Source organism: Acinetobacter sp. FY731 (genome assembly GCF_059515905.1).
Genome location: NZ_JCAKNB010000010.1, coordinates 14,557 through 27,559, shown reverse-complemented (window position 1 = coordinate 27,559; position 13,003 = coordinate 14,557). Strand labels below are relative to the sequence as shown.

The 13,003-nt window shown below is 36.6% G+C and carries 12 protein-coding genes; 4 read left to right on the top strand and 8 right to left on the bottom strand.

Annotated elements, in window-relative coordinates:
* Positions 1-3 precede the first annotated feature (3 nt).
* The 3 genes from nrdR to glnK all read right to left on the bottom strand — a co-directional run bounded on the left by nrdR (position 4) and on the right by glnK (position 2,429).
* Positions 4-468 carry a transcriptional regulator NrdR gene (gene nrdR / locus AC5YC8_RS11800; RefSeq protein WP_496118123.1) on the bottom strand — a complete coding sequence of 155 codons (465 nt, stop codon included), beginning with the start codon at positions 466-468 and terminating at the stop codon, positions 4-6.
* Positions 469-604: 136 nt separating this feature from the next.
* Positions 605-2,026, bottom strand: coding sequence for an ammonium transporter (locus tag AC5YC8_RS11795; protein WP_496164664.1), 1,422 nt, complete (start codon positions 2,024-2,026; stop codon positions 605-607).
* Between the two features lie 64 nt (positions 2,027-2,090).
* The gene (gene glnK, locus AC5YC8_RS11790; protein WP_086174160.1) at positions 2,091-2,429 is read right to left on the bottom strand and encodes a P-II family nitrogen regulator; all 339 of its coding nucleotides are present in this window, start codon (positions 2,427-2,429) and stop codon (positions 2,091-2,093) included.
* A 275-nt stretch (positions 2,430-2,704) separates the two neighbouring features.
* On the opposite strand from glnK, the gene AC5YC8_RS11785 reads away from it, so the two are divergent.
* Both AC5YC8_RS11785 and AC5YC8_RS11780 read left to right on the top strand, forming a co-directional pair.
* Positions 2,705-2,929 (top strand): accessory factor UbiK family protein, encoded by a 225-nt coding sequence (locus AC5YC8_RS11785; protein WP_496118127.1) that lies wholly within the window; start codon positions 2,705-2,707, stop codon positions 2,927-2,929.
* A gap of 70 nt (positions 2,930-2,999) precedes the next feature.
* Positions 3,000-4,487 (top strand): YifB family Mg chelatase-like AAA ATPase, encoded by a 1,488-nt coding sequence (locus tag AC5YC8_RS11780; RefSeq protein WP_496164663.1) that lies wholly within the window; start codon positions 3,000-3,002, stop codon positions 4,485-4,487.
* Positions 4,488-4,534: 47 nt separating this feature from the next.
* Here AC5YC8_RS11780 and AC5YC8_RS11775 read toward each other — a convergent pair whose 3' ends face one another.
* Positions 4,535-5,353: a TorF family putative porin gene (locus tag AC5YC8_RS11775; protein WP_496164662.1), complete on the bottom strand. Its 819-nt coding sequence runs from the start codon at positions 5,351-5,353 to the stop codon at positions 4,535-4,537.
* Positions 5,354-5,933: 580 nt separating this feature from the next.
* Between AC5YC8_RS11775 and AC5YC8_RS11770 the strand changes: the two genes are divergently transcribed.
* Positions 5,934-7,265 (top strand): OprD family outer membrane porin, encoded by a 1,332-nt coding sequence (locus tag AC5YC8_RS11770; protein ID WP_496164661.1) that lies wholly within the window; start codon positions 5,934-5,936, stop codon positions 7,263-7,265.
* A 94-nt stretch (positions 7,266-7,359) separates the two neighbouring features.
* On the opposite strand, the gene ppa is transcribed toward AC5YC8_RS11770, so the two are convergent.
* Positions 7,360-7,896, bottom strand: a complete 537-nt coding sequence (ppa, locus tag AC5YC8_RS11765) for an inorganic diphosphatase (protein ID WP_496118153.1) — start codon at positions 7,894-7,896, stop codon at positions 7,360-7,362.
* 122 nt (positions 7,897-8,018) lie between these two features.
* Entirely contained in the window at positions 8,019-8,420 is a 402-nt protein-coding gene (locus AC5YC8_RS11760; RefSeq protein ID WP_496164660.1) for an MAPEG family protein, read from the bottom strand.
* A 111-nt stretch (positions 8,421-8,531) separates the two neighbouring features.
* On the opposite strand from AC5YC8_RS11760, the gene AC5YC8_RS11755 reads away from it, so the two are divergent.
* Positions 8,532-8,912 carry a hypothetical protein gene (locus tag AC5YC8_RS11755; RefSeq protein ID WP_496118157.1) on the top strand — a complete coding sequence of 127 codons (381 nt, stop codon included), beginning with the start codon at positions 8,532-8,534 and terminating at the stop codon, positions 8,910-8,912.
* A 38-nt stretch (positions 8,913-8,950) separates the two neighbouring features.
* Here AC5YC8_RS11755 and AC5YC8_RS11750 read toward each other — a convergent pair whose 3' ends face one another.
* Together AC5YC8_RS11750 and parC are read right to left on the bottom strand one after the other, a co-directional pair.
* Positions 8,951-10,627 (bottom strand): AMP-binding protein, encoded by a 1,677-nt coding sequence (locus AC5YC8_RS11750; RefSeq protein WP_496164659.1) that lies wholly within the window; start codon positions 10,625-10,627, stop codon positions 8,951-8,953.
* Positions 10,628-10,772: 145 nt separating this feature from the next.
* Entirely contained in the window at positions 10,773-12,992 is a 2,220-nt protein-coding gene (gene parC / locus AC5YC8_RS11745) for a DNA topoisomerase IV subunit A (RefSeq protein WP_496164658.1), read from the bottom strand.
* Between the last annotated feature and the right edge of the window lie 11 nt (positions 12,993-13,003).

Here is a 13,003-nt window from a genome sequence, read left to right as displayed (position 1 = left end):
AACTTAATCTTGAAGATCGCGATGTTGCATTTGCTCAATTTGACGACGAAATGCTTCTACATCTTGAAAGTCTTGGTAAACAGATGCAAAACGCACATAAGCAACATGATCTAGAGCAAATAATGATTGCATGACAATTTCGCCAATGGTGCGAGATTTAACATCTCGTTCACCTAGTCTACGAATTTGTAAGTGAATATCACTTAATACGGTTTCGATTTGCTCTTGAGTTACAGGACGTTTTTGTAAAGCATGCATAAGTGAACGACGCATTTTTGCTTCATCAAATGGTTCACTTTTCCCATCCGATTTAATAACACGTGGCATTACAACTTCATAGGTTTCAAATGTTGTAAAACGCTCGCCACAACTAATACATTCACGACGTCTACGAATTTGACAGCCTTCAGCTGCTAACCGTGAATCGATTACTCTACTATCTTCAGCGTTGCAAAAAGGACAATGCATAGCGGTTTTATTAAACAAATTTGAATGAGTTTAGAGTGTAGCAAAAATAATAGTATTTGTAGAGTATTGTTCTAGATATGGAAATAAAACAGCCCTTTCGGGCTGTTTTATACTATATATTGATAATGATTTTTTATTATTCGATGCGTTCGCCATGTTGACTTAAATCTAGACCCATGCGCTCATCATCAGATTCAACTCGGATACCAATCACTAAATCTATCACTTTAAGAATAATGAAAGTTACCACGCCAGAATAAGCAATTGTTGCTAGTACACCTTCGGTTTGCACCCATAATTGAGCAAGCATATCTTTTGGAGCACCATCACCCATGATGAATTCACTTGCAAATACTGCTGTTAATAGCGCACCTACAATACCACCTACACCATGAAGACCGAATGCATCTAAGGAATCATCTGCTTTAAGTATGCGTTTTAGTGCTGTAATACCCCAGAAGCACACTACGCCACCAATAAGACCCATGATTAAACCACCGCTTACAGTCACAAAACCTGCTGCTGGTGTAATCACAACCAAACCAGCTACCGCACCAGAAGCACCACCAAGTACAGATGCTTTACCACGTACTAGTTTTTCAACCAATAACCAAGAAAGTGCTGCTGCAGATGCTGCAATTTGAGTAACGATAAGTGCATAACCTGCTGAACCATTTGCACCTAAGGCAGAACCACCGTTGAAGCCAAACCAACCTACCCAAACTAAGCTAGCACCAACAACTGTTAATGTTAAGTTATGCGGTGCCATAGATTCACGACCTAAGCCCATGCGCTTACCTAACATATATGCTGCAACTAAACCTGCGACACCTGAGTTGATATGAACAACCGTACCACCAGCAAAGTCGAGTGCACCATCGCTACCTAACCAACCACCACCCCATACCCAGTGAGTAATAGGTGCATATACAACAACAACCCAAATTGCAATGAAAGCAACAAAGGCACCAAATTTCATACGCTCTGCAATTGAACCACTAATAATGGCTACAGTAATAATTGCAAAGGTCATTTGGAAAATAACAAAAAGAATTTCTGGAATTGTGCCTGAAAGCGCCTCTGTTGTAATACCTGATAACATGAACTTATCAAGGTTACCAATAAAGAGGTTTCCTTCACTGAATGCGAGTGTATAACCAATAACAACCCAAACCACACTCACCACAGCTGCAGCAACAAAGCTATGTGCCATAGTACTTAATACGTTCTTTTTACGTACCATACCACCATAGAATAATGCTAAACCTGGAATTGTCATTAAAAGAACAAGTGCAGTTGATACTAAAATCCAAGCTGTATCACCAGTATCTAATGTTGGTTCTTCTTCTGGAATCGCACCTTCTGCTTCTAAAGCAGGTGCTTCTAATGATTCTACAGATGCAACATCTGCTAATTTATTATCTGCATCACTGATAACTTCTGCTACAACGACTTCCTCAACAACAGGAACAGACGCTGGAGAAGCATCTTCAGCCCATGCAACAGATCCACCTAAAAGCGCGCCTGATAAACTCAGCGCAAATAGCATTTTTTTCATTCGTATCCCCCAACCTAGTCTTTTTTTGAGTTATTAGGTACTCAGCAAACTTCGTGCCAAACTCTTAAACGGCATCAGCACCTGTTTCACCTGTACGAATACGGATGACTTGCTCTAAATTAGTTACGAAAATTTTACCGTCACCAATTTTCCCTGTACTTGCAACGCGAGTAATAGATTCAATCACTGAATCAACCATTTCATCACTAATTGCAATTTCAATTTTTACTTTAGGTAAAAAATCAACGACATATTCAGCGCCACGATACAATTCGGTATGACCTTTTTGACGACCAAAACCTTTGACTTCAGTTACAGTGATCCCTTGAACACCAATATCTGACAATGCTTCACGCACGTCATCAAGTTTAAAGGGTTTTACAATTGCAGTTACTAGCTTCATGTTTGTTTTCCTTCGGCTTGTTTCACCAGTAAGGTTTTATGTTCAAATTTCATGCCAAAATTTTTAAGGTCGGGGGAAAATAAAAATTTAAGCATGTTTTATCGTTTTTACATTCTATACCTATAATCATTTTTATACGCTAGTAAATCCGTATTTTTCCTAGAAGAATTACGATGTTCATCATTGAATAAAACCATCTTGTACCGAAATGCTATGGTCTAGATTTAAGTCATGTTATACACTGCTGATACAACTCTCCTTCTTAGAGAAAACAAATGATAGAAACGCTATTACAAGCAATTTTGGAACAGATTGATCTACCGAAAAAAGATATCGAACACAATTTACGTGCACTATTAAATGAAGCTGTAACAAAAATGGATTTAGTTTCACAAGATGAAATTGAACGTCAAAAAACAGCACTAAATAATGCCAACATTCGTTTGGAAGAACTTCTAAAACATGTCGAAACTCTAGAAAATCAATTAAAGAATAAATAATAAGCACCAAGTTTGTGCATAAAAACATCAAAATATATAAAAAATAACGCACTACAATGGATCATAATAAATGTCGTTTGCAAAAATTTATACTCGGGGGCTACTTGGCCTCCATTCCCCTTCTATTGAGGTAGAAGTCCATATCAGCCAAGGTCTTCCTTCACTGACCATTGTTGGCTTACCTGAAGCAGCAGTAAGAGAAAGTAAAGACCGTGTTCGTTCTGCAATTATTAATAGCGGTTTTCAATTTCCAACAAAGCGTTTAACAATTAATCTAGCACCAGCAGACTTACCTAAAGATGGTTCTCGTTTAGACCTCCCTATTGCTTTAGGGATTTTAATTGCATCTGGACAATTATCTGAGCAAAGTACAAATGATTTTGAATTTATCGGAGAACTTGCTTTAGATGGGCAACTTAGACCGATTACAGGTACCCTTAGTATTGCGATTGCTTGTCAGCAAGCCAATCACAAGCTCATTTTACCTACACAAAATGCACAAGAAGCTTCTCAACTTCCTAATTTTGAAGCTTTTGCAGCAGATCATTTAAAACAAGTTTGTGATCATTTAAATCACTCACACGCTTTAACAGCATTTGAAAATAAGCAACATATCCAAACCAATAAATCTAAATACGATTTATCTGATATTAAAGGTCAATTACGACCAAGACGTGCTTTAGAGATTGCGGCAGCTGGTGGCCATTCATTACTATTCAAAGGCCCACCGGGAACTGGAAAAACCTTATTGGCTTCGCGCTTAGCAAGTATTTTACCGCCATTAAACACCCAAGAAAGCCTAGAAGTCGCAAGTATTTATTCTGTTGCAAATACTGCACATGATTTTGGTCAACGCCCTTTTCGAGCGCCTCACCATACGGCATCTGCGGTTGCACTTGTGGGTGGCGGTTCACATCCTAAACCAGGTGAAATTACACTATCTCATTTAGGTGTTTTATTTTTAGATGAATTACCTGAATTTGACCGAAAAGTTTTAGAGGTTTTAAGACAACCTTTAGAAGCAAAAGAAATTGTCATTTCTAGAGCATCTAGACAAATCACATTTCCAGCAAACTTCCAATTAATAACAGCAATGAATCCCTGCCCATGTGGCTATGCATTTAACCAAGATGTTCGTTGCCAATGTTCAGCAGAGACAATTAAACGATATCAAAATAGAATTTCAGGGCCCTTATTAGACCGTATTGACTTACATATTGATGTACCACCTCTTCAAGCATCTGAATTACAAGATACCAAACCTGTTGAAAATTCAGATACAGTTCGCCTTCGCGTAATTGCAGCTTATAACTTTCAGATCGAAAGGCAAAATTGCCTCAATATGGCGCTTAGTCCACAACAATTAGAACAATATGCAAGTTTAGATACTCAGGCACTTAACATTATAGAAATTGCTCAACAACGACTAAATTTATCTGCTCGTGCCTATCATCGGGTTTTACGTGTTGCACGCACCATTGCAGACTTAGCACAAAGTGAGCATATCCAAAGTAACCATTTAACAGAAGCACTGTCTTATAGAAATACTCAGGCATAAAAAAGCCCGCTTTTTGCGGGCTTTTTTCTTTACTTGAAACCTAAAACTTAGAAAGATTTAGTTAAAGTAAATACTGCACCTGTTTCATTAAGGCGCTTCTCGGCTTTAGATTTACCTTTTTTACTAATATCAGTACCAATTGCTGCTAGCTCTGCAGAAAAACCATCGATAGATTTAAAGTCATACGTTACGCCAACTTTCCAATCTGTATAGTGGTTTTTGCCGTTAAAATATTTTTCTTCAGAATTATTACTTACAGTCGTATAGCCTACATTCGCATTCGCACCAAAACCTGTTTCACCAAATGGTACCGCATAACCTAATGAGAAATACCATGCATTATCACTACCACCCCAAAATTTATTCGTATAATTGATTGTAGTATTTAGACCATCACCCTTCATAATTAAATCAGATACACCTGCTTTAGCATAATACTCTGCAAATGCTAAATCTTTATTTGCACTTGGGTAGCCGTAATACCACACCCCTACATCAACCCATGGAGTAAATGCAACATTATCAAATGTGTAGCTATAACCAATATATGGATCTAATTCTAAATGTGCTGTATTAAACACATCCTCATCATTTACATCCTTTCCAATTACTTCTTGTGTAGCCAACTTAACATTTGACCCCCAAACACCAGCATATAAGCCACTCTCATGTGTTAGTTGTAAACCAACTTGTACAGCGGGATCATTTTCCGTTTGTGTCATACCGCGGAAACGATAATCTGTTGTAATCGCTGCTGAACCACTAAACTCTAAACCTAATGGCAATTTTGAACTTTCATCTGCAAATGTAGCACCAGATGCAGTTGCAACGAAAGCTAGACTTAATGCTTTTAAAGTGAATTTCATTATGTATCCCCTGATATCATTAGAACGATTCTTTTTTGATTAATTTAAAAACTCACAAAGAAGTTAGCAATTGCTGTGCCAATTTAAAAAAAAGAAAACAACATCAAGGAAAATTGCTACAAATAAAGAGATCACAATATAAATGACGTTGATTCACACGACATAAGTAGCTAAAGCGCTATAGGAAAAATTTAATTGCCAGCAGCATCCTCACCATAAAAACGCATTAAAAGTAAACAAATTTATATTAAAGTATTTACATTTTTATGAATTTGCACAAAAATAAGCCACACATAAGTTAAGATAAAATAACAATATTTAGACAAGATCTCCTTTTCTATATATTTTTTTTATGATCTTAGTTTATTTTTTTATACCCAAAGTGCCTATAAGTCATATATATTATGGCAAGTTAACTGCATTCTTAATCAAATTAAATGCATGTTTCTATAGGCAAATATATAAACCTCATTGGAAGAGTGTTTAACCTTAATTAATTAGGATTAATTATAAGCATCTTTTAAATGTGATTTATATCCATCACCCATTCACTATTATTTTGTATAGAGGCTCTCTCCCAATGCAAAAAACACAAAAATTATTACTTGCTACTTTAATTCAAGCAGCACTTGTTTCAACAGCTTTTGCCAGCGAACAAAGCGAATCTAAAGGTCTTATTGAAGATGCTGAAGGTTCTGTTTTATTCCGTACTGGTTTTATCGATCGCGATAAAAAAAGTGGTGCAGAAGATAATAGATCAGCAGCTCAAACAGCGATCGTAAAACTAGAAACAGGTTTCACACAAGGTACTGTAGGTATTGGTGCAGGTGTTATTGGTGACTGGTCATTTAAATTAGGTAGAAATGATCACTCTGGCAACAACATGATTCCACGTGATGCTAATGGCAATCCTCACGACCAATGGACTCGTGGCGGTGGTTTCGTAAAAGCTCGTGTTTCAAACACTACTGTAACTTATGGTACACAAGTTTTAGATATTCCTGTTTTTGCAAGTAATACAGCACGTTTAGTTCCTGAATACTTCACTGGTACATTAATTTCTAGCAATGAAATTAAAGATTTAAATGTAATCGCTGGTAAATTCACTAAAAACCAAATGTCAGATCAAATCTCTACAGATGGTAATGATTTAAAAAGTGCTTATGTTTGGGGTGCTAAATATAAATTTAATGATGCATTCACTGCTTCATATTACGGCTTAGATAATAAAGATCGCCTAGACCGTCATTATATTAATACAAACTACAAACAAGCATTAGCAAACGATAGCTCACTTACTTATGATTTCAGTGGTTACTATACAAAGTTTGATAAACAAGATAATGCTAATTTATATTCATATATTGGCTCTGCCGACAACTCATATAATAATAAAATTTGGGCACTATCAGCAACTTATGCAACAGGCCCACACAGTGTAATGCTTGCATATCAACAAAATGATGGCAATGTTGGTTATGATTATGGTGACCATGCATCTGGTTTCCAAAGTATTTATCTACCAAACTCATACCTTTCTGACTTCAATGGTCTTAAAGAAAAATCTGCACAGATTCAATATAATCTAGACTTCAGTCAATTTGGTGTACCTGGCTTAGCATGGACTTCTGCATTTGTATATGGTTGGAACATTCATGCCAATACACCTTCTTATGCAACACCTGGTGATAAGAACACGCCTGTTGTCAGTCGTGAACTAACTACTAGTAATGCTAAAGAACGTGAATTCTTTAACCAAGTGAAATATACTGTTCAGTCTGGTTTTGCTAAAGATGCAAGCCTACGTTTACGTTATTCACACTATCGTGCAGATACTGCTTATGAAAATATGTATATGCCTGACACTAACGAATGGCGTATCTTCCTTGATATTCCTGTGAAATTATTCTAATTCACAAGATATTCAAGTAAATAAAAAAACCTGCACAATGTGCAGGTTTTTTATGGCTAAATTTTTAAAATAAAAAACTTAAACCATCAAACAATTACTTATTTGCTTCTTCATAAGCAGCAATTGAGCTTAGAACTTCTTGTTTTGCAACTTCAGAACCTTCCCAACCACTTAATTTAACCCACTTACCTGCTTCTAAATCTTTGTAATGAGCAAAGAAGTGTTCAACTTGTTTGATCAATAATTCAGGAAGGTCTGTATATTCTTGAACATCTTTGTAAATTGGAGTTAGTTTATCATGTGGAACTGCGATTAATTTCGCATCTACACCACCGTCATCTTCCATATTCAATTTACCTACAGGACGGCAACGAATTACAGAACCTGGCTCAACTGGATGTGGAGTCACAACTAATACGTCTAGCGGATCACCATCCAAAGATAATGTATTTGGAACATAACCATAGTTTGCTGGGTAGAACATTGCTGTACCCATGAAACGGTCTACGAATAATGCATCAGAATCTTTATCAATTTCGTATTTAATTGGTGCTGCATTTGCAGGAATTTCAATAATTACATAGATGTCATTTGGTGCATCTTTACCCGCAGGGATATTGCTGTAGCTCATAGCATTACTCTTTAACAAGTTAAATCTTTTTTAATCAAGAACGATTATAACCGTTTTCTCAATTAAATTTTCCGTCGATTATACATCTGCTCTGGAAAAATACATATTTTCAGCTCTGCTATTCATCCAGTAATGCGAATGACCAATAAAAGCAATGCAATAGGACAAAGTAATGCAAGTACCCAAAAAATAGAGCGTAGAGTTGCCCAATTAATTAAATAACAGATACCATAAAATACTCTAAAAATAATATAAGCAATACCAAAAGTCATTATGACTACTTGTGGCACAACCATATATTCTGCCAATAAAATAGCTGCGATAAATAATGGTAAAGTTTCATAACTATTTTGTTGTACTGCATTAGCGCGTGCAGCCAAACCAGTCGTTTTTGCTAAAAATACTCTAGGCTCTTGATTATCTTGCGCTTTAAAACCACCAACTTTTTTAGCAATGATTGCAAAAACATAGGGTAAAAGACATGCAATCAAAATTAGATAAACAATTCCACTTATACTTTGCATGAAGGCAATTCTCATGGAGATTTTATTGTCATATCATAGCATGGCATTTCATGGAAAATTTTCGTTTAATGTCATGTTTTATCAATTTTAATTGTTTTAAGGATCCACTTTATGGTGAAGCCAGATCAAGAAGAAATGTTTAATGTCCTTGAAATGCAACGTGAGAATCAACTTAAAGTAGATCGTGCTTTTAAAATTGTGATTCCAGTTGTTGCATTTTTACTATGTGTTATTTGCGCCAACTTTAATATTTGGTCTACTGTTTTTACATTCGTAATTTTATGGATTTCATTTTACGCAGTTTCTGTTAAGCGTATGTCACTCGGTTTATGGGTTGCAATTCTATGTGTATATTGCCTCATTGATAACGTGCTGAGTTATGGTGCATTTAAAAATCCAAGTTTCTTACGCCAATTTGGCACCATGTTTATTTTTCTTGGCATCTTTGGTGTAGGTCGCCCCTATATCGATAGATGGTTTTTAAAGAAATAAAAAAAAGCGCCATAAGGCGCTTTTTTTTATTTCATGACTTATGCAGGCTTACGTAAATCTTTACGTAAAATTTTACCTACGTTCGATTTTGGTAATTCATCCATGAATTCAACATAACGTGGGCGCTTATAGCCTGTTAAGTTTTCTTTCGCAAATGCTAAAATTTCTTCAGTTGTTAAAGATTGATCTTTTTTCACAACGAATAATTTTGGAATTTCACCTGATTTTTCATCTGGCACACCAATAACTGCAACTTCCAACACTTTTGGATGCTGAGCAACAACTTCTTCAATTTCTGAAGGATATACATTAAAGCCAGAGACTAAAATCATATCTTTTTTACGGTCAACAATTTTAACGAAACCTTGTGGATTCATTACACCAATGTCACCCGTACGGAAGAAACCATTCGTCATGACTTTTTCAGTTTCATCAGGACGGTTCCAATAGCCCCTCATAACTTGTGGACCACGAATTGAAATTTCACCTTGTTCACCAAGAGGAACTTCATTGCCATCATCATCTAAAATAGCAACTTCAGTAAGTGGTAATGGAATACCAATTGAACCACTAAATTCCATAGATGCAGGTGGATTTGCTGTTGCTACAGGTGAGGTTTCAGATAAACCATAACCTTCGATAATATTTGTACCTGTTACTTTTTTCCACGCTTCAGCAGTCGATGGCAATACAGCCATACCACCACCCATCGCCATCTTCATTTTACTGTGGTCAAGTTGCTTAAATTCTTCGTTATTTACAAGTGCATTAAACAATGTATTTACCGCAGGGAAGAATGTTGGTTGATACTTACGAAGCTCTTTAATGACCGCAGGTAGATCACGCGGGTTTGGAATAAGTACGTTTGCTTGACCTTTGTACATACCATAAAGCGCACATACCATAAATGCAAAAATGTGATACAGCGGTAAAGCACAGAAGATACGATCATCTGGTTGACCATCTTGCTTACCAAATTTACTTTGGAAAATACCATCACACTGCAACATATTCGCAACCAAGTTGCGATGTGTTAACTCTGCACCTTTAGATACACCTGTAGTACCGCCTGTGTATTGAAGTACTGCAGTATCACTTAAAGTAAGATTCGGGCGTTTGTAGTTGCTTGCACTTACTTTAGACATTGCTGCATTAAAGCGTACATGACCCGGAATATCCCATGCAGGAACTTGTTTACGAACAGAGCGTAAAACAAAGTTTACAATGGTACCTTTCAGCGTACCAAGCAAGTCACCCACAGATGCAACAACCACATGTTTAACTGGAGTCTTACCTAATATCTTTTGATATACAGCTGCAAAGTTCTCAATAATTACTAAAGCTTCTGAACCAGAGTCATTTAATTGATGCTCTAATTCACGCGAAGTATAAAGTGGATTCACATTTACAAGTACTAAACCTGCACGGAAAACACCTAAAGCCACGATAGGATATTGAAGAACGTTAGGCATCATTACAGCAACACGTGCACCTTTAGCCAATCCTAAACTTTGTAAATATGTCGCAAATTTACGACTTTCTTCGTCTAATTGACCAAAAGTTAGAACTTTATCCATGAAGATAAAGGCATCACGTGCGGCAAACTTTTGAAAGTTGCGCTCAAAAACATCATTTAGAGATGTATTTTCTGCTGGAAGTTCAACAGTCTCTGGAATGCCTGTTTTTTGGTATTCACTAAACCAAATTTTTTCCATAACGTTCAATACTCCTACCTATAATCCTTAATTTTTAAACTGTTTCTTTTCAGTACAAGCTCATTATTTAACTTTTTGTGCTTTGTACTGCATCCATTTTGAACACTTTGCATATATAACGTATTTTGTTGAATAGATGCTAGCATTATCTTTGAATGAACAGTTTATTTGCTTTTTGATAACCTCTAGGTAAAAGTTGCCCTTTAGTTCCCCTTTTACCCACATATTTTTGAAGGTCATCACCTTTTAGTTTTAGTTGCTGCTGTCCTGCAAGCAATTGAATTATTTCATTTAAATTAAGAGTTGTCATGGATAAAATTTGATCTTTTGCATCAAGTTGTATCAATTTATTACCCTTACCTTTATTTAATGAAGGTAATTCTTCTAAATCTATTACCAATAACCGACCCGCAGAGCTTAATACAGCTAGATGCGTAGCACCGTCAATCGTTTGTAAATCAAGTGCGGATGCATCTTCAGGTAAACTTAAGAAAGCCTTACCTGCTTTGGCACTCGTATCTAATTGCTTCGCTTGCGTTTTGAAACCATAACCTTTGTTACTTGCAACAATAAGTTCTGCATCATCATCTGCAATAAAGACTTGTTTAAAACCAATGCCACTTGCTGGTGCAAGTTTTGAACTTAATGGTTCACCCATACCTCGTGCAGATGGCAACCTATTAATAGCAAGTGCATAACTGCGCCCTGCTTCATCAAGCACATAAACACGTTGGTTTGATTTACCTTGCGCATGACTTAAATATTTATCACTCGCGCGATAATTTAAGTTTTCAACATCAACATCGTGACCTTTTGCACAGCGAATCCAACCTGCTTCTGAAAGTACAACAGTCACAGGATCTGCAGGCAACATATCTTGTTCATTAATAGCTTCTGCATCTGCACGCTGAACAATTGGCGAACGGCGATCATCACCATATTTTTTTGCGTCTTCTTTAAGCTCTTCAATAATTAAAGCTTTTAAAGATTCAGGATTTTCTAATTGTTCACGAATAATTGCTGCACGAGCTTCTAACTCTTCTTGCTCACGGCGCATTTCCATTTCTTCAAGTTTTGCCAAATGACGTAACTTGAGTTCTAAAATAGCTTCTGCCTGAACTTCATCAATATTAAAACGTAGCATCAACACAGGTTTGGGTTGATCTTCTTCGCGAATAATTTGAATCACTTCATCAATATTCAAATAGGCAATAATCAAACCACCTAAAATATGTAGGCGCTTTTCAATTTTATTTAAATGATATTGCAGGCGACGTGTGACCGTTTGTTTACGAATTTCGATCCATTCAAGCAAAATTTTACGAATAGATTTAACTTGTGGACGACCATTTGCACCAATCATATTCATATTGACGCGATAGCTCGATTCTAAATCTGTTGTTGCAAATAGGTGGCTCATCACCGCTTCTGCATCAATTCGATTTGAACGTAAAACAATAACCAAACGTGTTGGATTTTTATGGTCAGATTCGTCACGTAAATCTGCAACTAAAGGTAATTTCTTCGCTTGCATCTGATCTGCAATTTGCGAAATAACTTTAGAACCTGAAACTTGATACGGTAAATCCGTAATCACAATTTCATTTTTTTCAACTTTATAAACCGCACGTACTCTGTAACTACCACGCCCTGTTGTTTGAACTTTTAAAAGCTCTTCTGGAGACGTAATAATTTCTGCATTGGTCGGTAAATCTGGTGCAGGAATATATTCTGCAATTTTAGAATCGGTTAGGTTAGGGTTGCGAATAAGCGCAATTGTACCTTTTACCACTTCGCGTAAGTTATGTGGCGGAATATCTGTCGCCATTCCTACCGCAATACCAGTCGTACCATTTAATAAGATATTAGGTACACGTGCAGGTAAATTTACAGGCTCTTTCATTGAACCGTCAAAGTTATCCTGCCAATCACATGTGCCTTGACCCAATTCAGACAACAGCACTTCACTATATTGCGAAAGTTTTGCTTCTGTATAACGCATTGCTGCAAATGACTTAGGATCATCTGGTGAACCCCAGTTACCTTGTCCTTCGATAAAAGGATAGCGATAACTAAAAGGCTGTGCCATTAAGACCATTGCTTCGTAGCAAGCAGAATCACCATGAGGATGATATTTACCTAATACATCACCCACAGTACGTGCAGATTTTTTAGGCTTGCCACTATGTTTTAAACCCAATTCGCTCATTGCATAAACAATACGGCGCTGTACAGGTTTTAAACCATCACTAATATGCGGCAATGCACGATCCATGATCACGTACATGGCGTAATTTAAATAAGCTTGTTCTGTAAATTCTGCTACGGAACGGTTTTCTGTCGCATGATGCGCAAGGCTTGTCATAACAACTTGTT

What these genes read in the sequence shown, in the direction of transcription:
- AC5YC8_RS11775 (WP_496164662.1), bottom strand. Translation starts at nt 5,353, where the DNA reads ATGAAATTCACTTTAAAAGCATTAAGTCTAGCTTTCGTTGCAACTGCA.
- AC5YC8_RS11770 (WP_496164661.1), top strand. Translation starts at nt 5,934, where the DNA reads ATGCAAAAAACACAAAAATTATTACTTGCTACTTTAATTCAAGCAGCA.
- AC5YC8_RS11755 (WP_496118157.1), top strand. Translation starts at nt 8,532, where the DNA reads ATGGTGAAGCCAGATCAAGAAGAAATGTTTAATGTCCTTGAAATGCAA.
- parC (WP_496164658.1), bottom strand. Translation starts at nt 12,992, where the DNA reads ATGACAAGCCTTGCGCATCATGCGACAGAAAACCGTTCCGTAGCAGAA.
- AC5YC8_RS11785 (WP_496118127.1), top strand. Translation starts at nt 2,705, where the DNA reads ATGATAGAAACGCTATTACAAGCAATTTTGGAACAGATTGATCTACCG.
- AC5YC8_RS11795 (WP_496164664.1), bottom strand. Translation starts at nt 2,026, where the DNA reads ATGAAAAAAATGCTATTTGCGCTGAGTTTATCAGGCGCGCTTTTAGGT.
- AC5YC8_RS11780 (WP_496164663.1), top strand. Translation starts at nt 3,000, where the DNA reads ATGTCGTTTGCAAAAATTTATACTCGGGGGCTACTTGGCCTCCATTCC.
- AC5YC8_RS11760 (WP_496164660.1), bottom strand. Translation starts at nt 8,420, where the DNA reads ATGCAAAGTATAAGTGGAATTGTTTATCTAATTTTGATTGCATGTCTT.
- glnK (WP_086174160.1), bottom strand. Translation starts at nt 2,429, where the DNA reads ATGAAGCTAGTAACTGCAATTGTAAAACCCTTTAAACTTGATGACGTG.
- nrdR (WP_496118123.1), bottom strand. Translation starts at nt 468, where the DNA reads ATGCATTGTCCTTTTTGCAACGCTGAAGATAGTAGAGTAATCGATTCA.
- AC5YC8_RS11750 (WP_496164659.1), bottom strand. Translation starts at nt 10,627, where the DNA reads ATGGAAAAAATTTGGTTTAGTGAATACCAAAAAACAGGCATTCCAGAG.
- ppa (WP_496118153.1), bottom strand. Translation starts at nt 7,896, where the DNA reads ATGAGCTACAGCAATATCCCTGCGGGTAAAGATGCACCAAATGACATC.